At 46.0% G+C, this 23,601-nt stretch carries 30 protein-coding genes and 3 tRNA genes; 32 read left to right on the forward strand and 1 reads right to left on the reverse strand.

Annotated elements, in window-relative coordinates; genetic code table 11:
- Positions 1-66 precede the first annotated feature (66 nt).
- The 12 genes from Xmir_RS17730 (at position 67) to Xmir_RS17785 (ending at position 8,510) form a co-directional block, all read left to right on the forward strand.
- Positions 67-429: a hypothetical protein gene (locus Xmir_RS17730; RefSeq protein ID WP_099115454.1), complete on the forward strand. Its 363-nt coding sequence runs from the start codon at positions 67-69 to the stop codon at positions 427-429.
- 188 nt (positions 430-617) lie between these two features.
- The gene (locus Xmir_RS17735) at positions 618-1,019 is read left to right on the forward strand and encodes a GFA family protein (protein ID WP_099115505.1); all 402 of its coding nucleotides are present in this window, start codon (positions 618-620) and stop codon (positions 1,017-1,019) included.
- A gap of 376 nt (positions 1,020-1,395) precedes the next feature.
- The gene (gene uvrY, locus Xmir_RS17740) at positions 1,396-2,055 is read left to right on the forward strand and encodes a UvrY/SirA/GacA family response regulator transcription factor (protein WP_099115455.1); all 660 of its coding nucleotides are present in this window, start codon (positions 1,396-1,398) and stop codon (positions 2,053-2,055) included.
- 22 nt (positions 2,056-2,077) lie between these two features.
- Positions 2,078-3,910 (forward strand): excinuclease ABC subunit UvrC, encoded by a 1,833-nt coding sequence (uvrC, locus tag Xmir_RS17745; protein ID WP_099115506.1) that lies wholly within the window; start codon positions 2,078-2,080, stop codon positions 3,908-3,910.
- Positions 3,911-3,966: 56 nt separating this feature from the next.
- Positions 3,967-4,515 carry a CDP-diacylglycerol--glycerol-3-phosphate 3-phosphatidyltransferase gene (gene pgsA, locus Xmir_RS17750; RefSeq protein ID WP_099115456.1) on the forward strand — a complete coding sequence of 183 codons (549 nt, stop codon included), beginning with the start codon at positions 3,967-3,969 and terminating at the stop codon, positions 4,513-4,515.
- A gap of 144 nt (positions 4,516-4,659) precedes the next feature.
- Positions 4,660-4,735, forward strand: a tRNA-Gly gene (locus tag Xmir_RS17755).
- 6 nt (positions 4,736-4,741) lie between these two features.
- A tRNA-Cys gene (locus Xmir_RS17760) sits at positions 4,742-4,815 on the forward strand.
- A gap of 6 nt (positions 4,816-4,821) precedes the next feature.
- Positions 4,822-4,908: transfer RNA gene (locus Xmir_RS17765), tRNA-Leu, on the forward strand.
- A gap of 165 nt (positions 4,909-5,073) precedes the next feature.
- Complete coding sequence (locus tag Xmir_RS17770; RefSeq protein WP_099115457.1) at positions 5,074-6,336, forward strand: tyrosine-type recombinase/integrase; 1,263 nt, start codon at positions 5,074-5,076, stop codon at positions 6,334-6,336.
- Positions 6,337-6,484: 148 nt separating this feature from the next.
- Complete coding sequence (locus Xmir_RS17775; RefSeq protein WP_099115458.1) at positions 6,485-7,396, forward strand: hypothetical protein; 912 nt, start codon at positions 6,485-6,487, stop codon at positions 7,394-7,396.
- A 116-nt stretch (positions 7,397-7,512) separates the two neighbouring features.
- Positions 7,513-7,728, forward strand: coding sequence for a helix-turn-helix transcriptional regulator (locus Xmir_RS17780; protein ID WP_099115459.1), 216 nt, complete (start codon positions 7,513-7,515; stop codon positions 7,726-7,728).
- Positions 7,729-7,814: 86 nt separating this feature from the next.
- Complete coding sequence (locus tag Xmir_RS17785) at positions 7,815-8,510, forward strand: Rha family transcriptional regulator (RefSeq protein WP_099115460.1); 696 nt, start codon at positions 7,815-7,817, stop codon at positions 8,508-8,510.
- Between the two features lie 549 nt (positions 8,511-9,059).
- Here the strand turns inward: Xmir_RS17785 and Xmir_RS17790 are convergent.
- Positions 9,060-9,242 (reverse strand): YlcI/YnfO family protein, encoded by a 183-nt coding sequence (locus Xmir_RS17790; protein WP_099115461.1) that lies wholly within the window; start codon positions 9,240-9,242, stop codon positions 9,060-9,062.
- Positions 9,243-9,432: 190 nt separating this feature from the next.
- On the opposite strand from Xmir_RS17790, the gene Xmir_RS17795 reads away from it, so the two are divergent.
- The 20 genes from Xmir_RS17795 (at position 9,433) to Xmir_RS17890 (ending at position 23,579) form a co-directional block, all read left to right on the forward strand.
- Positions 9,433-9,681 (forward strand): hypothetical protein, encoded by a 249-nt coding sequence (locus Xmir_RS17795; protein ID WP_099115462.1) that lies wholly within the window; start codon positions 9,433-9,435, stop codon positions 9,679-9,681.
- Positions 9,674-9,844 (forward strand): DUF4222 domain-containing protein, encoded by a 171-nt coding sequence (locus Xmir_RS17800; RefSeq protein ID WP_099115463.1) that lies wholly within the window; start codon positions 9,674-9,676, stop codon positions 9,842-9,844. The genes Xmir_RS17795 and Xmir_RS17800 overlap by 8 nt, the downstream gene beginning before the upstream one ends.
- Before the next feature lie 2 nt (positions 9,845-9,846).
- Positions 9,847-10,152, forward strand: coding sequence for a hypothetical protein (locus Xmir_RS17805; protein ID WP_099115464.1), 306 nt, complete (start codon positions 9,847-9,849; stop codon positions 10,150-10,152).
- Entirely contained in the window at positions 10,146-10,385 is a 240-nt protein-coding gene (locus Xmir_RS17810) for a hypothetical protein (protein ID WP_244170972.1), read from the forward strand. Before Xmir_RS17805 ends, Xmir_RS17810 begins: the two co-directional genes overlap by 7 nt.
- Positions 10,382-10,576, forward strand: a complete 195-nt coding sequence (locus Xmir_RS17815) for a hypothetical protein (protein ID WP_099115465.1) — start codon at positions 10,382-10,384, stop codon at positions 10,574-10,576. Before Xmir_RS17810 ends, Xmir_RS17815 begins: the two co-directional genes overlap by 4 nt.
- A complete protein-coding gene (locus tag Xmir_RS17820) occupies positions 10,576-11,217 on the forward strand; it encodes a hypothetical protein (protein WP_099115466.1) in 642 nt (213 codons plus the stop codon). The genes Xmir_RS17815 and Xmir_RS17820 overlap by 1 nt, the downstream gene beginning before the upstream one ends.
- A 12-nt stretch (positions 11,218-11,229) precedes the next feature.
- Positions 11,230-11,391, forward strand: a complete 162-nt coding sequence (locus tag Xmir_RS25760) for a hypothetical protein (RefSeq protein WP_167386005.1) — start codon at positions 11,230-11,232, stop codon at positions 11,389-11,391.
- Positions 11,378-14,158 carry a TOPRIM and DUF927 domain-containing protein gene (locus Xmir_RS17825; protein ID WP_099115467.1) on the forward strand — a complete coding sequence of 927 codons (2,781 nt, stop codon included), beginning with the start codon at positions 11,378-11,380 and terminating at the stop codon, positions 14,156-14,158. The genes Xmir_RS25760 and Xmir_RS17825 overlap by 14 nt, the downstream gene beginning before the upstream one ends.
- A gap of 244 nt (positions 14,159-14,402) precedes the next feature.
- Positions 14,403-14,801: an antiterminator Q family protein gene (locus tag Xmir_RS17830; RefSeq protein ID WP_099115468.1), complete on the forward strand. Its 399-nt coding sequence runs from the start codon at positions 14,403-14,405 to the stop codon at positions 14,799-14,801.
- A gap of 179 nt (positions 14,802-14,980) precedes the next feature.
- Entirely contained in the window at positions 14,981-15,181 is a 201-nt protein-coding gene (locus tag Xmir_RS17835; protein WP_099115469.1) for a hypothetical protein, read from the forward strand.
- A 103-nt stretch (positions 15,182-15,284) separates the two neighbouring features.
- Positions 15,285-16,334, forward strand: coding sequence for a DNA-methyltransferase (locus tag Xmir_RS17840; protein ID WP_208620457.1), 1,050 nt, complete (start codon positions 15,285-15,287; stop codon positions 16,332-16,334).
- A 157-nt stretch (positions 16,335-16,491) separates the two neighbouring features.
- Positions 16,492-17,247, forward strand: coding sequence for a Thoeris anti-defense Tad2 family protein (locus Xmir_RS17845; protein ID WP_099115470.1), 756 nt, complete (start codon positions 16,492-16,494; stop codon positions 17,245-17,247).
- Positions 17,248-17,339: 92 nt separating this feature from the next.
- Positions 17,340-17,861, forward strand: coding sequence for a hypothetical protein (locus Xmir_RS17850; protein ID WP_099115471.1), 522 nt, complete (start codon positions 17,340-17,342; stop codon positions 17,859-17,861).
- 315 nt (positions 17,862-18,176) lie between these two features.
- Entirely contained in the window at positions 18,177-18,512 is a 336-nt protein-coding gene (locus Xmir_RS17855) for a phage holin, lambda family (protein ID WP_244170973.1), read from the forward strand.
- On the forward strand, positions 18,509-18,736 hold the full coding sequence (locus Xmir_RS17860) for a hypothetical protein (RefSeq protein ID WP_099115472.1): 228 nt from the start codon (positions 18,509-18,511) through the stop codon (positions 18,734-18,736). Before Xmir_RS17855 ends, Xmir_RS17860 begins: the two co-directional genes overlap by 4 nt.
- A complete protein-coding gene (locus Xmir_RS17865; RefSeq protein WP_099115473.1) occupies positions 18,736-19,131 on the forward strand; it encodes a structural protein in 396 nt (131 codons plus the stop codon). The genes Xmir_RS17860 and Xmir_RS17865 overlap by 1 nt, the downstream gene beginning before the upstream one ends.
- Positions 19,128-19,574, forward strand: a complete 447-nt coding sequence (locus Xmir_RS17870) for a lysis protein (protein WP_099115474.1) — start codon at positions 19,128-19,130, stop codon at positions 19,572-19,574. The genes Xmir_RS17865 and Xmir_RS17870 overlap by 4 nt, the downstream gene beginning before the upstream one ends.
- A gap of 411 nt (positions 19,575-19,985) precedes the next feature.
- Entirely contained in the window at positions 19,986-20,615 is a 630-nt protein-coding gene (locus Xmir_RS17880) for a terminase small subunit (protein WP_099115476.1), read from the forward strand.
- On the forward strand, positions 20,605-22,071 hold the full coding sequence (locus tag Xmir_RS17885) for a phage terminase large subunit family protein (protein WP_099115510.1): 1,467 nt from the start codon (positions 20,605-20,607) through the stop codon (positions 22,069-22,071). The genes Xmir_RS17880 and Xmir_RS17885 overlap by 11 nt, the downstream gene beginning before the upstream one ends.
- A 5-nt stretch (positions 22,072-22,076) precedes the next feature.
- Complete coding sequence (locus Xmir_RS17890; protein WP_099115477.1) at positions 22,077-23,579, forward strand: phage portal protein; 1,503 nt, start codon at positions 22,077-22,079, stop codon at positions 23,577-23,579.
- Positions 23,580-23,601: the final 22 nt, after the last annotated feature.

Consider the following 23,601-nt stretch of genomic DNA (forward strand, 5'->3'; position numbering starts at 1 on the left):
TCATTGATAAAAATAAAAACTAACATACAATCACCATGGTAACTAATTTATTAGTGGAGGATTGGTATGGAAAAGTTTACTGATAAATTAATTAGCCTCGATAGATTTCTTTTACGGATAGTGCGTTTCCTTTTGCACGCATTTATTATCTTTTTGATCGGCATTATTCCAGGCGTATTGGGATTTTTCTTGATTGAAAGCCATGCTATACCTGATGCAATATTGAATTCTGTTTCAATGATTGGAACTCAAAATTTGCACATTGAGCCAGTCAGTATGCTGGGAAAATATTTTGCAGCCATTTATGGGCTATTCCTTCAGGCTATCTTTTTCATCGCTGTTGGGATGGTAGTGACGCCTTTTGTCCATCGAATACTGCACAATTGGCATATTGATGATGATGAAGATGAGGATGCACGAGATAAATAATTCATCTTTTATTTGTATTTTCATTTTTTAAGCTGCAATTTGGGCGCTATTAGTTATTATTTATATAATACGCTAAAAATCGGGGGAATTATTGTGGTGAACATGGGGGGATGAAACATGATGGTAATGTCGTTCAACCTCAGATATAAGGTTTTTCCTATAAATTTTGGCAAATGGGGAGTGAGATGATGAATCAAGGTCGTTGTTTATGTGGTTCTGTTGGTATAAAAACCGGGCAAGGCATTGAGGAAGTTAACGCATGCCATTGTAAAACATGTCAAAAATGGAGTGGAGGCCCATTTTTATCTGTAGACTGTAAGGATGATTTACAAATAGAAGGGGCTGAAAATATTTTAACATATTCATCGTCAGAATGGGCAGAACGCGCTTTCTGTAAAAAATGTGGTACACATCTTTTCTATCACTTACATCATCCCAGTGCTTATTATGTTCCAGTTGCCTTGTTCGAAAATAATCATTCTAGTAAATTATCCCGCCAGATTTATGTAGACAGTAAGCCTAAGTATTATAATTTTGTTGAAAAAACCCCGATGTTGACTAAACAAGATATTCTTAATTTATTTAAATAATTGTTACAATATGAATGGGGGTAGTATTACCTCCATTCATATTATGATGGATTAAAGCGGGTTATTAAGAATAATATATTTATATGTTGTTCTGAAAAGTATTAAACAAGGCTGTGTGGGAAAAATATTTCATAATAAACGGAATGATTAAAATAATTTACTTTATTGATATGTAACAATTTTCTTTCTGTTTCGTGCTAATGTTAGTATAATCCGTTAACTCATCAAAAAATCTCTCTCACTCGAGAGATAATGCTGTCTTCTTTTTTAAATTACCTTATGAAAATCATGAAGATAAAATAAGCATATTGGCTTGGTTTTGGATCTTATTAATTTATCACTATTTCAGTGGCTATTACGTTAGTGGAGATGTTGTTTGATTAATGTTTTATTAGTTGATGACCATGAGCTGGTTCGCATTGGCGTTAAAGGTATCCTTGATGATGCAAGAGGTATTAAAGTCGTAGGAGAAGCTGGCAGTGGGGAAGATGCGGTCAGATGGTGCAGATCAAACAGCACAGATGTTGTGATTATGGATATGGGAATGCCCGGAATCGGTGGGCTTGAAGCAGCCAAAAAGATAATCCGCTATTCACCTGATATACGAGTGATTATGTTAACTATCCATACTGAAAGCTCTTTGCCGACAAAAGTGATGCAAGCAGGAATTAGGGGGTATTTGAGCAAAGCGGCAACGCCGCAGGATATGATTAATGCGATTCGAACAGTTTATGCTGGTCAGCGCTATATTTCCCCAGATATTGCCCAGCAGATGGCGCTTAATCAATTATCTCCTCAAAAAGAAAACCCATTGGATGAGCTTTCAGAGCGTGAATTACAAATCATGACAATGATAACTCAAGGTCGTAAGGTTAATGAGATTTCCACACTGCTTAATTTGAGTCCTAAGACAGTGAATAGCTATCGTTATAGAATGTTCAGTAAACTAAATATCAATGGTGATGTAGAATTGACCCATATAGCAATACGCTGTGGGTTGCTTGATACACAAGATATAGTGAACCACGGTGGGTGAGAAAATTTGATGGGTGGAAATTGTGGCAGATCAATTTGATTCAAAGACATTTTTAAAAACAGTCACCAGTCAGCCGGGTGTTTACCGAATGTACGATGTCTCTGGCACGGTGATTTATGTCGGCAAAGCCAAGGATCTGAAAAAACGATTATCCAGCTACTTTCGGACACAAATCAGCAGCCGTAAAACAGAATCACTGGTGAAAAATATCGTGCAGATAGACGTCACAGTTACCCATACAGAAACTGAAGCACTTCTGCTCGAACATAATTACATCAAACTTTATCAACCTCGCTATAATGTATTGCTCCGAGATGATAAATCTTATCCTTACATTTTCTTAAGTGGCGATATCCATCCTCGTCTGACATTATACCGTGGCGCTAAACATGCGAAGGGAGAATATTTCGGGCCATTTCCCAATTCTCACGCTGTGCGTGACACTTTGATTTTATTGCAGAAACTATTTCCTATCCGTCAATGTGAAGACAGTGTATATCGCAATCGCTCAAGGCCTTGTCTGCAATATCAGATTGGTCGTTGCCTTGCTCCTTGTGTTAAGGGGTTCGTAACAGATGAAGAATATCAGCAGCAGGTTGAATATGTTCGCTTATTTTTAGCGGGTAAAGATCAACAAGTACTGACTGAATTGGTTAGTAAAATGGAAAAAGCCAGCCAGCAACTTAAATTCGAAGATGCTGCTCGTTACCGCGACCAGATTCAAGCTGTACGACAAGTGACTGAACGGCAGTTTGTTTCTGGTGAGGGGGATGACCTTGATGTTATTAGTGTCGCCTTTGAATCAGGTACGGCCTGTGTACACGTATTATTTATCCGTCAAGGAAAAATATTAGGCAGCCGGAGTTACTATCCCAAAATTCCTGTTGATACTAAATTAGATGAAGTTGTACAGACTTTCCTTGGTCAATTTTATCTTCAGGGCAGTCAAAACAGAACATTACCGACAGAAATCTTGCTGGACTTTGCGTTACCTGAAAAAGAACTGTTGGAAACATCACTTTCTGAATTATCGGGCAGAAAGATCCATATCCAAGCGCGCCCAAGAGGCGATCGAGCGCGTTACCTGAAATTGGCACGTACTAATGCAGCAACTGCACTAACCACGAAACTCTCCCAGCAATCAACAATCTATCAACGCTTAGAATCACTTGCTGCATTCGCGGGCCTCACAAAAATTGGGCGTATGGAGTGTTTTGATATCAGCCATACAATGGGAGAACAGACTGTTGCATCCTGTGTCGTTTTTGATAGTAACGGTCCTGTGCGTGCAGAATATCGTCGCTATAACATTACGGGTATTACGCCCGGAGATGATTATGCGGCGATGAATCAAGTTTTACATCGTCGATATAGTAAGGTGATTGATCAATCCAAAATTCCAGACATCATCTTTATTGATGGTGGTAAAGGGCAGCTCGCTCGGGCAATAGAAGTTTTCAATTCCTTGGACGTTGAATGGGATAAAAACCATCCCAAGCTGATTGGTGTTGCGAAAGGAAGTGATCGCAAGGCAGGCTTAGAAACTTTATTTTTTGAAGCGGAGGGTGAGGGCATGGCACTTCCTTCTGACTCACCAGCCTTACACGTTATTCAACACATTCGAGATGAATCGCATAACCATGCCATCACTGGCCACCGTCAGCACCGAGAAAAAGTAAAAAAGACCAGTACACTGGAATCAATAGCAGGTATAGGACCGAAACGCAGACAAATGTTGCTAAAATATATGGGTGGATTACAGCCTTTACGCAACGCAAGTGTAGAGGAGATCGCAAAAGTGCCTTCTATTTCTTATACATTGGCAGAAAAAATCTATAATGCGTTGAAACACTAAGAGTATTGATGCACCATACTGATAAACTTTACATGGCCAGATAGTTACTAAGCATTATGCAATTAAATATTCCAACATGGCTTACCCTGTTTCGTATTGCCTTAATTCCATTCTTTGTTTTGGCATTTTACCTGCCATTCCAATGGGCACCGATGTTGTGTGCCATTATCTTTGTTATCGCTGCTGCAACGGATTGGTTTGATGGCTTTCTTGCCCGTTTATGGAAACAGACAACGCGCTTTGGGGCATTTCTTGATCCGGTAGCAGATAAAGTTATGGTCGCCACTGCGTTGGTGCTTATCGCAGAACATTATCATACGTGGTGGATCACACTGCCTGCTGCAACAATGATTGCTCGCGAGATCATCATATCCTCTCTACGTGAGTGGATGGCAGAATTGGGAAAACGTAGCAGTGTGGCTGTTTCATGGCTGGGAAAAATAAAAACCACAGCACAAATGGCGGCATTAGTTGCTTTATTATGGCGTCCTTGCACTGAACTGGAAGTGGGGGGATTCATCTTATTATATGCAGCTGCGGTATTGACGTTCTGGTCAATGTTTCAATATTTGAGCGCCGCATGGGTTGATTTGCGTGAAGGTTGATCGAAATGGCGCAAAAATCAGCGAACGAACGAGTTTTCTAAATAATTGTGTTGACTCATTTTGTGAAGTAAGTAGAATGCAACGCATCGAACGGCACATGAGATTTACGAAACAAGTTAAGTAAATCAAGAAGTTCGAAGAAAGGCGGGAATAGCTCAGTTGGTAGAGCACGACCTTGCCAAGGTCGGGGTCGCGAGTTCGAGTCTCGTTTCCCGCTCCAAAAAAAGGCGCGTTGGCAGAGTGGCCATGCAGCGGATTGCAAATCCGTCAACCTCGGTTCGACTCCGGGACGCGCCTCCAAATTCAGCCCAGGTGGTGAAATCGGTAGACACAAGGGATTTAAAATCCCTCGGCTGTAAGGCTGTGCGGGTTCAAGTCCCGCCCTGGGCACCAAACATAAGTTTACTAACGTCTACTCAAGTAAACTAACTCCTAGAAAGACCTGATAAATCAATCAGGTCTTTTCTTTTTAGGTCTACTCTAGTCTATTGCAATCAACATGCACGGCGGGGCATAATCAGGGGCACCTACACTTCTATTTTAAATGTGCCCCTTATAATGAAACTAAACGCACGACAAATCGAAACAGCCAAACCCAAAGAAAAAACCTACAAACTCGCCGATGGTGGTGGCCTCTATTTGGAAGTCACTACGCGTGGCTCGAAGTACTGGCGTATGAAGTACTACCGCCCCACTGATAAAAAAGAAGACCGACTGGCGTTCGGTGTCTATCCGGCCATCTCTTTAGCTGATGCTCGCACCAAACGAGATGAAGCAAAAAAGCTAATTGCTCAAGGGATTGATCCCAAAGCCGAGAAAAAAGACGCACATGCTGGAGTAAAGGGAAAACATACCTTTGAAAAAGTCGCCTGTGACTGGCACGCCAGCAACAAACGCTGGAGCGAAGATCACGGCAACCGCATTCTACGCAGCCTCGAACATTATATTTTTCCTCATATTGGCAGGCTTGATATTTCCACTTTACGGACAAGCCAGCTTTTAGCCCCAATAAAAATCGTTGATGCTGATGGAAAACATGACATTGCTCAGCGACTGCAACAGCGCGTAACTTCCATCATGCGTTATGCTGTCCAGAACGATATTCTTGATTCCAACCCGGCTAATGATATGGCTGGCGCACTTTCCACTGTTAAATCCAAACATCATCCCGCCCTACCTCATGAACGTTTACCTGAATTTTTGAGCCGACTTTCTCGCTATCGTGGACGCTTAATCACCCGTATCGCAGTCGAGCTGACTTTATTAACGTTCGTCCGTTCCAGTGAATTGAGATTTGCCCGTTGGGAAGAACTTGACCTTGAAAAGGCAGTCTGGAAGATCCCCGCCACAAGAAAAGCCATTGAAGGGGTTAAATTCTCTGAACGGGGCATGAAAATGAAAACGGAGCATATTGTGCCGCTGAGTCGTCAAGCAGTCACTTTGTTTAAATCATTACGTGAATTAAGCGGCGATTGTGAAGTGATGTTCCCTAACGATCATGATCCGCGAAAAGTCATGAGTGAAAGCACCGTCAATAATGCCCTGCGTGGCATGGGTTACGACACCAAAACCGATGTTTGCGGGCATGGATTCCGAACAATGGCTCGTGGTGCAATGGGAGAGTCGGGATTGTGGAATGATGATGCCATCGAACGCCAATTAAGCCATGTGGAAAGAAAAAACGTCAGAGCTGCTTATATTCATACATCTAAACATCTGGACGAACGGCGACTAATGGTTCAGTGGTGGGCCGATTATCTGGATGCCAATCGGGAAAAACATATCACACCGTATGATTTTGCAAAAAAGAGCCGGAAATAGTTTTTAGGCAAATCCGCATGGGGACAAAGATGACAGAAGTTATCCACAATTTATAGAAAAAACGTACAGTTGCGCCTCCATAGTTACGTTGTAAAATTGACTTTAGTAGAGCTAAAAAGAATAACATGGAAACTCATGGAGGCGGCTGTTGGATATACTGGAAAAAAGAAAATGGTTAAATCTAAATGAAAGCGCACGATTATTAAGCAATAAGCTAAAGCATAAAATAAGTGTTTCTGATGTTTCTCGTTTAATAGCAGACGAAGAAATAAAACCATCAATTTTTTTTCATACTCCAGTATTTGCTAGAGAAATTGAAATTGAAGATAAACCTCTGTCTTACGTACTATCTGAAACGGAAGCAGCAATTGACTGCAATAGACATCTATTAAGGCTAGAACCAATACTACCAGATGTGGCCGTTCCTCACGCCACACCAGTAGATCGTAACATTATACGGCTTTCTGGTTTATGGTCTGCTATTCCACAAGGGATAACACGATATGAGGCGGAGAAAATATATAGCTCTGAGGAAAGGCTATCCCCGCCATCTAGGTCGCTTTATGACTTAAAAGGGGTGATTGTCTCCACACCAGAAAAAAAATTCCAGATAGTAAACTCAATTGATGCGGAGGCAGAACTGTTAGGGCTAATCAAGTTAAGTCAATCCGATGAAAGCGAAAGTGGGTTTTTAATGGGGCATATCAACAAACTCAAAGCATTAAGACAAAATTCATATGAAGAGAGAATGTTTGATAGCTTTGTGCCTTGCATTGAGTTTCCACAAAACTCATATTTTGCCATTAAAACGGAAGACTTGGACTCTTTTGTAAGCTCATGGAGCAAACCAGAAAAGCAAATATCATCCAAGACTTCTAATGCCCAAGCACAATTTATTTATGGATTATTATTCACTAAGTACGGTGCAGAGGTAGCAGAAAATCCACGCCGGCACATGGAGAATCCGCGAGGAACGATCCGAGCCGATTTTGAAAAAGCAGGCTTACCATTACCAAGCGGAAATGCTGTTATGGGATGGTTAAAAGATATTATTCCGTAATATTCCGAATTATTTTTGTAATATTACAATACCGTGTCAACCGTAAAGTTATATTCCCTCCTGTAATCAAACGACGTCCATTACAACATTTTAAGGACTAGATAACAGGGGGCAATATGCCAACAATCACAACATCCAAAGAAAACCTTATCCGCTTACCCGAAGTCCAGCGCAGAACTGGCTACAGTAAGGCTTGGATCTACAAGCTCATTGCAGATGATAGCTTCCCAAAGCAAATCAAAATCGGTACTCGTTCAGTCGCTTTTATTGAAGTAGAGATTGATGCGTGGATAGCTCAGCGTATTGCTGAATCACGTGGTGAGGTGAGGTGATGAAAAGCTTTATATTCCTGCCAGCAGTAGAAAACGTGAATAACCCCTACAGCCGAAAATTAAATTAATTAAGACAGGGTAAGACTATGACATCTAAAACTATGGCCTCATTGGGTCAGGGACTTGCTCACCCTGAAACCAGCCAGGAGCCTATCTTGATTCAGCATAGAACTGAATCGAGAATAGATAGCCGTTTGTTTGCAAAACGTGCTGGATTACAGCACCGCAGCTTATACAAACTAATCAAAGCCAATATTAAGCAGCTAAGGGAGCTTGGTTCACTGCCGTCATTTGAAATCGCAGCAGTGAAAGCGATTGGAGCACGAGGAATTAAGCACAATCGCTATTACTTACTCAACGAAAACCAGTTTGATTTTATGTGCCGTCTTGTCCGAGGACGTAATCACGACAAAATGACGCAATTTAAGCTGGATGTAACAAAAGCATTTGCTAAGAAGCGAGCGGTTGAACCTATTCGCCGTGAATATTTGCCGAACTACCATGAGTCACGTGATGCGTTAAGGGATTTAGGCGCAGAGCGTCACCACTATATCAACCTTGCCCGTACTGAGAATCGTTTTGCGGGTTTACTGGATGGTGAACGCCAGAACGCAGACGAGCAGCAGTTAGGGTTGCTTGTCTGTATTCAGAAGATTGAACAGGCCGCTTTTCAGGATGCAAGGAACGCGGGTCAGTCACCAACACAAGCATTAAAGGAAGTCAGCCGCCGTATTGAGCTGTTCGCAACACTGATGAACCCTATCGGGCGTATAGGGGGCTAATTTGATGAGTGGTCATAAAGCACTCTTTGTTCCCCCAGAATGGGGGAATCAAAGGTTGGATATTAGACAATCAGCGAAATTTTCCGCCGATAGGTATGCGAATATTTTCGGACACCCTAGTAACCCATTGATAAATATCCAGACGCCAGATTTGGCATCTGGTCATACTTTGACTGCCCCACTAATTGTGGGTCAGTTACCTAACTCGTTGATATCCAATCAGACTGCAAATATGCAGTCTGGTCATAGTTTGAGCGCCGAAAACATCGGTATGCAAAATCCAATATCTGATAATCGGACTTTGTGCGGCAGTCATGCTGACTCACAGAATTTGCACACCTCTTTAAGAGGTGCACAAAGTTTGCGCGTATCATTTAGCGACGCGGTTAATTTGCGACCGTCATTTAGTCAGTCGCAAAAAGAAAAGGATAGCACGGCGAATGCTACCCTTTGGCGTAAAGCAGATTTGCTTTACAAGTTAAATCAATCAGTTAACTACAATTTTTTTAGGGAGGTAGTTAACCTAGTGAAAGATATTCACTTGGTTAGTTATTGCTCAGATGGTGACTTGGCTTTGCGCTGGCGGCGTTTGATCTCACCCTGTAATGCGGTGACGATAAACTGTGCCGTGCTTTCCCCTGCCTCCTTTAACGATTCCACGCTATCGGCTACTTCGTGTGGTACTCGTGCACTCATCTTTTGTGATTTGTTATTGACATTATCACGTGTCATTACTGGTCTCCGTATTTGCTTATGGGTGCCAGTATACACAAAAATTATTCGAAAAAAAATATTGAAGTGGGTGCCAGTTAATGCTTATACTGGGTGCCAGTTGGATATAATTGTATTCAATAAGAACAAGGCTCCGCAGGATGGCCGTCCGCACGGAGCCTCTAACCACAATGTAAAGGAGTCTTACATCATGGCTGGTACACAGCATACCCAAACTCACCTTAAATTTACATTCCTAATTGCATCGGGCACTCAGCGGCTGGTGGATATTCACCCCGTGCGGCTTATCACTGTGTTAGCAGATAGTGAAGGTGAAGCCCGTCGGCTGGCAGGGATCCCCTCACTGATATTTGTCTCTCGTCAACCGGGGGATATCGGTATCGATACCCCTTTCAACCGTAGCGAACTGTCTACCGTTCAGGGGGTGAGCCATGCGTAACCCCACACCCCATGACTATTACACCCATAAGAATGGGGAGACTGTTCAGGTGCTGTCAGTGGCCTTTAACCGTGTCACGTTTATCCGTGATGGTTATAGCAACCCATGCATCATGCCAATAAGCCGTTTCACTAAAGAATTCACCTACGCAGGGAGAGCCTGATTATGTCTGATATCTATAACCATCTGGTACGTAATAACTTCAGTGCCATGGACACTGAGGAACTGAAAGACTTACGCAAGCATTCCGGTGGTGCACACAGTGCAGTGATGGCGGCGATGTCTGCAATGGGGGAGCTGGCTTTCTGGTCAGCCGATAATGAAAACTATGCCGATTGTCAGGCAAGGGACGATTTACGCCGTATTGGTGAAGCCCTGATGTATTTGCCGAGGATCGCCGAAGCGCTGAATGACACGGAACAAAACGCCCAGTTTGAACTTCATCACCGCGAGGGATTCCCGAAATGGTAAGCCATATTGATATGCGTTTGGAAGGTGATTGCATGAGCAAGCCTATCACTATCCATCAAGCCGCTGAAAAGGCGCAGCAACTTGAATTTATTAACCAACTTATTGAGTCATACCCCCATCAAATACAGGACAGTGAAATATCAGTTATTTCTTCATTAATGGCGAAGTTATCCGGTGATATTGCGGTGTTTTTGATTGAGGAAATTAACAAGTCAGCAGAGGTGATGGGATGAATACGGAACAAAAACGCCTGATTGAACGCTTAATTGAAGTGCCTCAAGCAAGAACTGAACAGCTCATTACTTTGCTTTCTACATGGCTGGAGGTGGAACGAGATAGCGAAACGTGCAACATGATTTGTATCGCTTTAACGTGCACACGAGAAATTGATCAATCGCTGAATGATGTCAGGGAGGGTAAGTAATGAGCAAACATCGCACCAGACCAGCAGGGGCAATCATGGGCGCAGTAAAGCAACACATCAAAACATCATTTGATTATGGCAAGTACGGCGTGATTGTCATCACTGAGGCGGCGAATACTGAAATCGTAGGTTATGTGGAGGCGCTGAAATCATTGGACGCGGGACAATATGACAAAGATTTATTGCTGGGCTTTGAATTGGTCGCGGCTATTTCTCATGGCTGGAAAGCAGGCTTCTATGAGCCAACCAGTGAACAGCGGTTGATATTGTGGCGGTGGGTTGTATCAGCCTCATTTGTCCGAGAGCAAATAGACAGAAACGGCACCCGTGAGGTTGATAACGACAAAGGCGGCACTGATACCGCAGCCATTTACATTAATGGTGTCTCTGCAATCACGGTATACCCATTAGCAGAGCGCCTAATGTTGGCAACCCATGTTGAGGGGATCGCCTTTGAGCAGTTCGGTAGTGAAGAAGGGGCGGATATGGCGGTAAGAATGTATATGGATTTTATCAATATGCAGCCAGAGAACGGTAACCGGCTATCTGAGAAAGGACGCGAAGGGCTTTCCATCTTGCACAATGACTTAATCAAATCAGTAGAGGCTGGCGAGTTTAACACTATACCCGCCATTCATTGATAGGAGGCTCAGATGATAACGAAAAACTTTCGCCTCAACGCACTGGCAAACACTTACGCAGCCGTTATCTATCACGATGTAACATTGACAGGCGGGGCGCTGTATCCATCAATTCTCAGTGTATCGCATGATGTAGCAGAACCTGCGGGAGGCACAGACAATGAAGGCTATTGATGTGATCCGTGAGGTGAAGCTGAAAGCCAACGGTCAGTGGCAAGGCATACTTGCTAACATGGGGGCAGAAGTGCCCCTAAACCAGCATACCGCCTGCCCGGCATGTGGTGGTAAAGACCGGTTCCGCTTTGATGATAAGGATGGTAACGGCACATTCATTTGTAACCAGTGTGGTGCCGGTGATGGCCTCGATTTAGTTCAGCGAGTCTTAAGAGTCGGTGTGACTGAAGCAGCCAAAGAAGTGGCGGAGATTATCGGCATTGAGACCCGTTCAGACTATCAGCCGACCAGAAATGAAGCTCAGATTAAAATGCAGCAGGCACAACACAAAGAGCGACAAACACAAAGCCAAGCCAATGAGCGGACAGAGAAGCAAAAACGCTTTACCGAGCGATATAACCGCCTTTTATCTCAGATCCAACAAGGTGAGTCTGTTTATCTGAATAACAAAGGGTTATCGGGCTTCACTGTGCCATTACTGGCGGACGGTTCGCTATTGATCCCACTGGTTGATGCTGATGGCACAGTCACAGGCGCACAAACGATCACGGCGGAGGGTAAAAAGCGCCTTGTCCCCGGCACGCAGAAAAAGGGGAGTTTTATCCCCTTATCAGCACTGACCGGAACGCCTGATACTGTTTTAATTGCCGAGGGCTATGCAACCGCATTAACCGTCAGTCAATTGCATGAGGGGCTGGTGCTGGCGGCGATTGATGAAGGGAATTTATCCGCTGTTGCTGAACAGGTCAGGGAACGGTGGCCAGACGCGAAAATCATTCTGGCGGCTGACAATGACTGGCACGGACCGGAAGAACGGGACAACAACGGCAGGCTGAAAAAGAACGTCGGCAAAATCTCAGCCGAGAAGACAGCCAAAGCTATCAACGGGTGGGTCACGTTACCCCCCACAGAACACAAGGCTGATTGGGATGATTACCGTCAGCACCACGGCATTGAGGCAGCAAAACAGGCATTCAGTGACGGGTTGTATCAGGCAGGGGAAGAAACATCAATGTCAAAGGCCGTCACGATCCCTCTGGACGAACACCGAGAGAAACCCCGCGATCCCCTGATACCGTTTATTGATGTCCGTTCCGAGGGGGTTTTCTATGTCACCCCCAAATTGGACAAAGAGACCGGGGAAATCATCAAGCCGGAACAATGGTTATGTTCCCCTGTGGATGTCATCGGTACGGGCATTGATGAAAATGATGAGCAATACCTGATTGTGCGCTGGCAGGCGAAAGGCAGCCAAACCCCCGTCATTAAAGGGATTGCGTCAGCCGATATTGGCGAGCGAGAGGGCTGGAGGATGCTCAAGGCGGGCGGGGTGCAGGTGACCACCAAAAGCAACCTCCGGGCCATTCTGGCGGACTGGCTGATCCGCAGCCACACCCGGGAAATCTGGAGCATGACCGCAAAATCAGGCTGGCATAAAGGGGCTTATATTATGCCGGACGGTACCGTGATTGGCGTACCCAGACAGCCGGTCCTGTTTAACGGGGGCAGTGCGGCGGCCAATGCTTACACGATGTCAGGCACCACGGAAAGCTGGCGTGAGCATGTGGCCCGGCTGGCAGAGAAGAACCCGTTTATGATGTTGGGGGTTGCCGTGGCGTTGGCGGCCCCGATGATCGGGATTGTGGGCGCTGACGGGTTTGGGGTTCATCTTTATGCCCAATCGACCGCCGGGAAAACCACCACGGCAGACATTGCCACCAGTCTGTACGGTAAAGCGGATGAACAACGGCTGACATGGTACGGCACGGCATTGGGGATCGCCAACGAGGCTCTGGCACACAATGACGGGCTGTTGTCACTCGACGAGGTGGGACAGGGGGCGAACCCAAAACATGTCCACACATCTGCCTATACCCTGTTTAACGGCAGGGGGAAAATACAGGGGGCCAAGGAAGGCGGCAACCGACCGTTGGCAAGCTGGCGCACGGTGGCGATCAGTACCGGGGAGAAAGATATCCCCACGTTCTTAATGGAAGCGGGTATTAAAATCAATGCCGGGCAACTGGTGAGGTTACTGAATATCCCGATGGAAAGGGCCAAGAACTTACACGGTCTGGAGAACGGCAAGGCACATGCGGATGCCTTAAAGCGCGGCTGCCGTGAACATCATGGGGCCGCCGGGCGCGAATGGATCCGTTACTTGTCATCACACCATGAAGCCGCGAAACAGGCCTATGCCGACGCCCAGTCCCGGTGGAGTACGTTGATACCGGAAAGTTACGGGGAGCAGGTCCAAAGGGTCAGTGACCGCTTTGCCATACTGGAAGCTGCCTTGATGTTGGGGCGGGTGGTGACCGGCTGGAAGGAACAGGACTGCCGGGATGTCCTGCAATATATCTTTAATGTCTGGGTGGCTGAGTTCGGGGCAGGCAACAAAGAACTGGAACAGATTGTTGAGCAGGCCGTTTCCTTTCTGAACGCCCATGGTATGAGCCGTTATGCCCCGTTGCCTTATGACGAGCGGGATTTACCCATCCGGGACTTAGCCGGGTACCGGGAAAAGAAAGGCATACATGATGATGATCCCGTCGTTTTCTATACGTTACCCGGCACCTTTAAACAGGAAATTGCCAAGGGGTTTAACCCGGACATGTTCGCCGATACGTTGGTAAAAAACGGCATACTCAGGAAGCCGGCCAGTGGAAGGAGCTTTCAGGGCAAGACTCCGCGCCTTAAGCACCTGGGGGGCATTCAGCAACGGGCTTATATCATGGTGTTAATGCCTGAATCAGACGAAGAAAAATAATTTTTCATGTGAGGGCTAAAACATGTTGTCTCAGTTGTCTCGGTTGTCTCATTTCCATTAACTCTATGAATTATATCTATTTATATTTTTAAATTGAGACAACCTGAGACAACAAACAGGGGTTTTGAGACAACAGCCTATGACAGAGGCATGGGGGACCACAGAGACATGATGAAAGAAGGGGTTAAGTTGCCCCGTCAGAAAGAAAATAGCCTTATGGGCAGGCGGCCAAAGGAGTATGTGAATGCGTAATATGCAGATGATATTAAGCCAGTGGGGCGCATGGGCTGGCGAGGGGAACAGTGCGGTTGACTGGGCACCGATTGCCGCCGGATTTAAAGGGTTGGCACCCAGCACCCGAAAGACCCGCGTCCAATGTTGTGATGATGACGGATTCGCTATCGATGCGGCTGTTCTGCGCTTGAAGAAACACAATCCTTATTATTATCAGTTAATTGTGTTGCATTATATTAAAGCACTGCCACTCAGGCCAATGGGCACGAAATTAGGCATTTCTCATAACGAAGTCGCCAAACGATTACAGGCCGCCGAGGGATTTATTGAGGGTGTACTGGCCGTTTCAGATGTCGTTTTGGAACTGGACAAAGGCGTGCAAAAAGAAACCGTTAATCGGGTTGCGTAATTACAAAAGTCAGTATATTGTGATAAGAGTGATAGCAATGTCACACAGCTTATTGAATTTTCAGACCTCGCTTTGGCGGGGTTTTTTGTTGCCTGAAATAAACATAAGACTTGCTGTTCGTTTTGGTCAGAGTTACATGTGTGTCTATGCACAATAACTGACCAAAGGTTTAAATTATCATGCTAAAACATGAAGATATGACAACAACAGCCGCTTTTGTTTTAGAAACCGTCCCCCGGTATGACTGGGCGTCTGTTTCTGCTGTTTCCACCCTGACGGGGCTATCCGCGCCGCGTTGCCAATTACTGTTAACTCAATTTTGTCTGGCTGGCCTGATGGAAAGCCGGGACAACGACACCTTTTTCAAGCGCTGTCCCTGACGGGGCCGTGTCTTAAGCGGTGAAAGGGACGGCGGGTGGTATTTAACAACGCCAGCCGTTCGCCTGTTCTGTGGCTTTTCAGAGAGCAAGCCAGCATCGACGCATGGAAAATATTGTGAATTCAAGCGGTATCACATTAATTAACGACGACTCTCTGAAATTTATCAAAACCTTACCGGATAACTGTATCGACCTTATCGCGACTGACCCGCCTTACTTTCAGGTCAAAGACTGCAATTGGGATAATCAGTGGAGCGATGTCACGGCATATCTTGCGTGGCTGGAGGAACTACTGGCTGAATTCTGGCGGGTACTGAAACCGAACGGTAGCCTGTATATGTTTTGCGGTTCCCGTCTGGCCTCTGATACCGAGCTGCTGGTACGTGAACGGTTTAATGTATTGAATCATATCATTTGGGCGAAACCGTCCGGCCCGTGGCGCAGGCAGAATAAAGAAAGCCTGCGGATGTATTTTCCGGCAACCGAACGCATCATTTTTGCTGAACATTATCAAGGACCATATCACCCGAAAGGGGAGGGTTATTTCCGCCAATGCCGGGAACTGAAACAGTCGGTGTTTAAACCGTTAATAGATTACTTCCGTGATGCCCGAAAAGCGTTAGGTGTCACGGCAAAAGACATTCACTCTGCAACCGGTAAACAGATGGCCAGTCACTGGTTCAGCGACAGTCAATGGCAGTTACCCAATGAGACTGACTATCAAAAGTTACAGGTACTGTTTGATCGTATCGCCCAAGAAAAGCACCAGCGTGGCGAACTGAACAAGCCCTATGATGAGCTGGTGGGAACTCACCTGACATTATCGCGGCAGTATGAAGAACTACAGCAAGAATATGGCCTAATACGCCGTTCATTTACCGTCACCGCAGCCGTACCTTATACCGATGTCTGGCATTTTTCACCCGTGCAGTATTATCCGGGCAAACACCCCTGCGAAAAGCCGGCTGACTTGATGACGCATATTATCCGGTCCAGCAGCCGGGAAGGGGATTTGGTGGCAGACTTCTTTATGGGTTCCGGGGCGACATTGAAAGCGGCCTTGAAACTTAATCGTCGTGTGTTGGGTGTTGAACTGGAAGAAGAGCGGTTTAAGCAAACGGAGCAAGAGATCAACGGGCAGTTGTCAACTTAGGGTTTACTACTCAATAAAGCATCATTGTCTTTCAAATTTTATGCCTATAGATGGGTAAGATTTCATTGAGATAAAAATTTACCTTAAGTAAGTTTTTTGGTTATTTATCAGATAAATGAAATTGCCTTTATTAATTTAATCATTAAATGAGGTGCTTATGTCTGAAGTTAATAATCCAGAAAAACAATGCAAAATTATTCCCGCACAATACAAGATTGATGCGGTAACAGCGCCTGTTGGTTCTTGTCCGTGGGCGATCATTCAGGTGTATCTGGGAAATAAATTACACCGTAGTGATTGGGATGCGCCGGGTGAACACATGCGCCTGACGTCTAATGAGCCTGTTTATATTGAAAAGAGCAATAAACATGATGAGTGGTTTCCGTGGCAGCCAACTCCCGATGACTTGATGGCGTGTGACTGGCATCTGGTGAAGTCTGGGTCAAAGCCACAGCAGATGGATTGCATGCTGGAGTTTGACCTAGAGGTAGGTACGGGTTCCTTTTCTAACAAAGATCAGATGTGGGGATATCTTGCTGATGCGGAATTTGAACCTGCGGGGGAACATCTAGGTCCTTTCGGTACGCTGACTGGCATCCAGAATAAAACCGCTATCATAAAATTCTCATTGCTTGTCTGGGATGGGTTAAACCAGAAAATCTTTATCCGTGTCTCTTCAGATAGCAATCAAGCCGGTTATCAGAAGCTGGTGGATTTATTTAAACAGAATCTCACAATAACGGTGGACGGAGTTCCTTATTCATTGGGTAGCAGTATCGACAGCCATCTATTTGGCAAGCACGAATACGAATTCATTGGCGAATATAGTAACGACGATGCTAAAAAGTTGGGTAGTCTGCTGCAACAACAGAATGTAGGGGATTCATTGCCCTATTGTTTAAACTGGAAATAACCCACTTAAATCTACATTCTGAATTTTAGGCTGCACTTCGGTGTGGCCTTTTTTGTATCAGCTCACGGTAAAAATTTTTTAAGGTGATATAAATGCATACTCTATTAGGATATAGCGAGATTAACACAATGATCACCTACGAAGATTTGCAGAACGCCGCCGAGGAAGCCAGTGAAAAAAAATTTTCTCATGCAGAAATATTAAGAAAATGTGTAGGCAATTTTATTGAATATTATCATCAATCGCTAGCCATAGCGGCCAATCCTACCTTTTGCAATCACAAAGGGGAGGAAATGCAGATTATTACGTTGGGTGTGAGCGAACATAACGTATTCAAAGAAAAGTACTTGCATGAACTCAAGCTATCGGATGATTTTACGCTCTCTTTCATGCTAAAAACTGTGATTGCCATGAAAGGTGTTCACCATACATGGATAGCCTCGCCAATAACGATAAGCATGAATTCCGATGTGGTAACATTCACTTTTAATGACAATTCAGAAACAAAATCATGCCGGATCCCTCAAGGGAACACGTTAGCGATTTATAGTGAAGCGGCTGATATGTTGAAAATGATAACGATGAATATCATTAAACAAACTGCACCAAAATAACGAACGTAATGACAAGTTCAAGGCTGCCTGTGGGTAGTCATAGATGTTTGCAGATTGGAATATAATCAACAAAAACAATCAAATAGAAGCTAAGGAATATTTTTAGGAATATTTCGTGGTTGGTTTTGTTGTTTCGCTCTATTTTAATTCGCCGCCGCAATTTCTCAACACTCCAATCCTATTGCGGTCGGCACCCTAACTCATTGAAACTAATCCGATATCGGAATTCCGATAACGGCATTTCCTATTAACTACAACTCACAGGGGCGACCATAGCTCACCCCACGGACGCCCATTGTTCAGATGGGGTGGATTATGCGCATGACTGAAAAAAACACCGAGTTCTGGATTCAGGTCTGGGACTGGATATTAATTAACGCGCCCCTGATTGCGGGGGTACTGCTGGCTGCCATGACGGCATTCACTCGCGAGAAAAGAGAGGGGGCAGGATGGAAAGCCTCATTGGCCGAAGCGTTTATCTGTGCAGCAATCAGTGTCGGCATTATTAACGCGCTGGAATGGGCGAACCTGCCACTCAGTCTGGCTCAGTTCTTTGGGGTACTCATTGGCTTTTTGGGCACCAAGAAGATTGGGTCAGTGGTTGATGCGGTCTTTACCTTCTTCAAGAACAAGTTTGGGGTGAACAGATGAACAAAAAAATGCTTGGCGTGAATGTTCTTCCTCTGGTTGTGATGCTGCATCAAGCTCGCCGTTGGTGGACGCTGCGCAAACTGCGAAGTCATTGGCGACAAGAACAAAAATTTGCGAAGCGATATCGCCAGCACAAATGGGCGCGTGGGGTTTTCAATATTGAATGGAATTACTGGCTCCTCAAAATTTCTGCACGTGCCAAGCAAGAACAGGGGGTAATCTAGTGAGCAGAGGTATTCGCAATAATAATCCGGGCAATATCCGCCACGGGGATAAATGGCAGGGACTGTGCAGCAGACAGACGGATAAGTCATTCTGTCAGTTCACCGCACCGGAATACGGCATTCGCGCCATGCTGATTATCCTGCGCAATTATGTGAAGCGCTACGGTGACAAGAACATTCGCCAGTTTATTTCCCGCTGGGCGCCACCAAACGAGAATGACACAGAAAACTACATTGCGTATGTGAGCCGTGCGGTTGGTGTTTCCAGTGATGCAGTCATCGATGTCTACCACCAACCCACCATGACAGCATTGGTTACCGCCATGATAAAGATGGAGAACGGCAGGCAACCTTATTCCGAGGCGACGTTTGAGAAAGCGTTTGAGTTGTTGTGAAGTGGTATCACATACTGATTATTGTAGCGGTCTCAGCTTTTGCAGGGTTATTGGATCACCTGATAGATAAAAACAAAAAGCTGGACAGCGACAATGCTCAACTCAGCAAAGCCCTGTCAGAACAAGTCGCCATCAACACCACCCAGCAAGAGCGGATAAAGCACCTTGCAGAACAGGATGCAAAGCACCTACAGGAGCTAAAGAATGCCAAGAGTAAAATTGATGAGCTTCACACTGCTTCTCTTGCTCATCCTGAGCGGGTGTACATCCAAGCCAAGTGTCCAGTGCCTAAAACCACTGCCCCCTCCGGCGTGGATGATGCAGCCACCGCCCGACCTACAGACTCCGCTATCCGAAATTATTGTCTACTCCGAGGGCGCATTGCCACCTCAGAGCAAATGATACTGGGGTTGCAGGAATATGTTAGGACGCAGTGTGGGTGAGAGGACGGCAAGAGTACTACCGTCCTACTCAGTTTTATTATAAACACCATACGTAATTTAATACCCCCGGATGTACCTTTGTGCATTGAACTAAACAGCTGCTCCATGCTGAGCTGCCTGGAGTAAACATCGAGCAAGTCATAGCATAGGTCTGCATTGAAGCAAGAAGAGTAGAGCCTGCCAACAGGTAAAGAAGAAGGTATTTTTTCATTTTATCCACCATATCTTACTGACAACACTACAAAGCCTCATAACTCCATTTCAACCCAATTAAAAGCGAATAATGCTTAACAATTAGTTAACACTTGAAATTAAAGTCAATATTTTTTACCCATTCTTCGAATGGTTACCGCAATACCCCCCTGCCACCCGTTAACGCTGGTGGCTTTTTTCTTTGTAAGGAATCAAGACATGGCACAAAAGAAAATCCAGCTTACTGATGAGCAAAAGATTTTCTTTGATGCCTTAACTCCACTACAGCAAAAATTCGCACTGGGTATCCTGAAAGGGTTAAATCAGGTCGATTCTTATCGTAAGGCAGGAGGGAAGGCAAAAGGAGAATCTGCCCGAACTCAGGCGAGCCGAATGATAACATTTGATAACGTTAAAACCTTTCTCGACACCATGAACCAAGAAGCCGTTTCCGATGCCGTAATGAGCCGCCAAGAAGCCTTAGAGCGCTTATCAGCAATGGGACGTGTTTCCATTCACGATATCGCCGACTTCCGTAACAGTCAGATAGGGGAAGACGAAGAGGGCAAACCAGTATTTCAAGCAACTTGGCAATTTAAAGATTCAGCGTTGCAGAACCCTGCCGCCTTAAGTGCCATCTCAGAACTGACCACCGGCAAGGACGGCATCAAGTTAAAACTTCATGACCCGAAAGCCGCTATCAAGCAATTGGCTGACCTGATGGGCTGGGATGCACCGAAAAAAACAGAGCTGACAGGCAAAGATGGCGGTCCTATCCAAACGGTCGCCTTGACTAAGGCAGAGTATCAACAAGCCCGGCAGGAGATGTTAGATGAGGATGACTGCTGAGCAACGGGATTTTGCCCGTAAGATAGAATGCGAAGAAGACGGTCTGTACTTTTCTCGTTATTTCTTCAAACAACGGATGGGCAGCAAGATGATTGTTGCTCCGCATCACCTGATCATTGATGAGACCTTGCAGCGGGTGATCGATGGCGAGATATCCCGGCTGATTATCAATGTCCCACCCGGTTATACCAAAACAGAACTGGCGACCATTAATTTGATGGGGCGAGGGCTGGCACTCAATAACCGTGCTCGGTTTATGCACCTGTCATACTCCCACAATCTGGCCTTACTCAATTCCTCTACAACACGCAATATGGTGAAGTCACGGGCGTATCAGTCTTTGTGGCCCATGACCTTGCGTGATGATGCGGACAGTAAAGCCATGTGGTGGACCGAGCACGGTGGCGGAGTGTATGCCTCATCTGCGGCGGGACAGGTAACTGGGTTCCGTGCAGGTCATATGGAGTCGGGCTGGCAGGGGGCATTGATCATTGATGACCCGGTTAAACCCGATGATGCCTACAGTGAAACCATCCGCAGTGGCGTCAACACCCGTTTCAATGAAACCATCAAATCCCGTCTGGCCATTGAGACAACACCAATAATTGTCATCATGCAGCGTATCCACTATCACGACCTGAGCGGCTATCTGTTACGGGGTGGCAGTGGAGAACAATGGCATCATCTTTGTTTGCCGGTGATTATTGATAACTCGGTATCTTATGAAACACTGTTTCCTGAACACACCCATGCCATTCCCATTGAGCATGGTTTGCCAGCGGGGTGGTTGTGGCCGTTCAAGCATAATGAATCACACCGTGTTTCGCTGTTCTCCCATCGCAGAACGGCAGAGGCACAATATATGCAGCGTCCTCGCAAGTTCAATGAAGAAGGCGCGTTATGGACGGAGCAAATGATAGCCGCCTCGCATGTCATGACGATCAGTCAGGAACTGACCCGCACGGTTGTGGCCATTGACCCGCAGGCGACCAATTCCGAAGAGAGTGACGAAACGGGCATTGTGGTGACAAGTCGCTACGGCACAGGAGACAGCAAACAATATAGTGTCGATGCGGATTACAGCAGCAAGTACTCCCCCAATGGTTGGGCAACTAAAGCGATCACTGCCTATGAGGAACATCAAGCCGATGCCATTGTGATCGAAACAAACCAAGGCGGTGATATGGCAGAAAATACGCTTAGAAACGCCGGCTTCAAGGGACGGATTATCCGTGTTCATGCCAGTAAAGGGAAGTTCGCCCGGGCGGAGCCGATATCTGCACTTTACTCACAAGGGCGTGTCGCTCACCGGGGCAGTTTGTACCAACTGGAGAATCAGCTAATGGAATATGTACCTGCTACTGCAAAAAAATCCCCTGACCGGCTCGATGCAATGGTGTGGGGATTGACTGAACTCTCACAGAAAAAAGGCAGTTTCTTTACAACCAAGAGGTAATTTTCATGTGGCCATTCTCAAAACGCCAGCCCACAGAGCCACCCGTTAAACGTTCAGCGTTCTCAACAGACTTATATCCGGCACTGGCAAAAGATAACGGCTTCAAGGGGTTGGACTTGCCACAGCCCACCATTCCCGGCGTGGCGATGGATTCCATTGATGGCACCATACCCCAATTCAAGGCAGGCAGTGTCTACGGTGTCCCGGAAGCGCAAGCGGCGTGGTATGCCAATCAGATGTTTATTGGCAACAATATGTGTGCGGTGATTGCCAAGCACTGGCTGGTGGACAAAGCGTGTAATATGCCCGCCCGTGATGCTATCCGGCAGGGGTACGAAATCGACTGTGAAGACAGCGAGGTTATCGACCGTCTTAAGCAGCGGGATAAAAAATACCGTATTAATAATGCCATGAAAGAGTTGGTGCATTTCGGGCGTGTGTACGGGGGACGGATTGCGCTGTTTGTCGTGGAAACGTCCAACCCGAAAGCGTTCTATGAAAATCCATTTAACCCGGACGGCATCACTAAAGGCAGTTATAAAGGGATTAAGCAGATTGATCCCCAGTGGGTCACACCGGAACTGACCGCCGATAACGTGCAAGACCCGGCCTCGCTCCATTTCTATGAGCCAACCTATTACCGGATAGGCGGACGGCGTTATCACAAATCCCATCTGGTGAAGTTTGTCCCGTTCCCCGTGCCGAATGTGTTAAAGCCGATGTATAACTATTTCGGTGTCTCTGTACCCGAGCGCGTATATGAACGCGTGTATGCTTCAGAACGTACCGCTAACGAAGCGCCGCAACTGGCAATGACCAAGCGGTTACTGACACTCGGCATGGCCGATGCGGAAAACGCCGATAAGGGCGTGATTGCTGAGAATATCGAATATTTCGCGCTGATGCGGGATAACTACGGCGTGCAGATCACCAGTAATTCAGACACTGTACAGCAGTTTGATACCTCGTTGGCGGATTTAGATGCCACTATTATGACGCAATACCAGCTTGTGGCTGCTGCTGCCAATGTCCCCGCGACTAAGCTACTGGGCACCACGCCGAAAGGGTGGAACGCATCGGGCGAGTATGAAGAAGCGGCTTATCGTGAAGAGCTGGAAAGCATTCAGGCCAATGATTTGGAAGATCTGCTACAGCGACATTATGACATTCTGCTGCGCAGTGAAGGGCTGCCGATTGTGGATATCAGTATCTCATGGCGGCCGTTGGATAGTCCCACGGCAGCTGAGTATGCCGATATTGAGCTGAAGGATTCCCAGACCGCCGTTAACTACGCCAACGTCGGCGCGGTGGATGGATTAGATATTCGTAAGAAACTGGCGGCGGACAAAGAATCCTCCTATTTCGGCTTGGACATTAACGAGGAAGGTTATGGCGAAGAAGATCCGCTTGCGGTCGAAGCGGGAGCGCTGGGCGGTGCAGAGGCAGGCGGTCATGAAGGGCAAGCCGCTTCACTACTCGGCGGCCTCAACCGACCGTTATCAACGTGACCTGTCACGCCTGATAAAACGG

The sequence above is a fragment of the Xenorhabdus miraniensis genome (genome assembly GCF_002632615.1).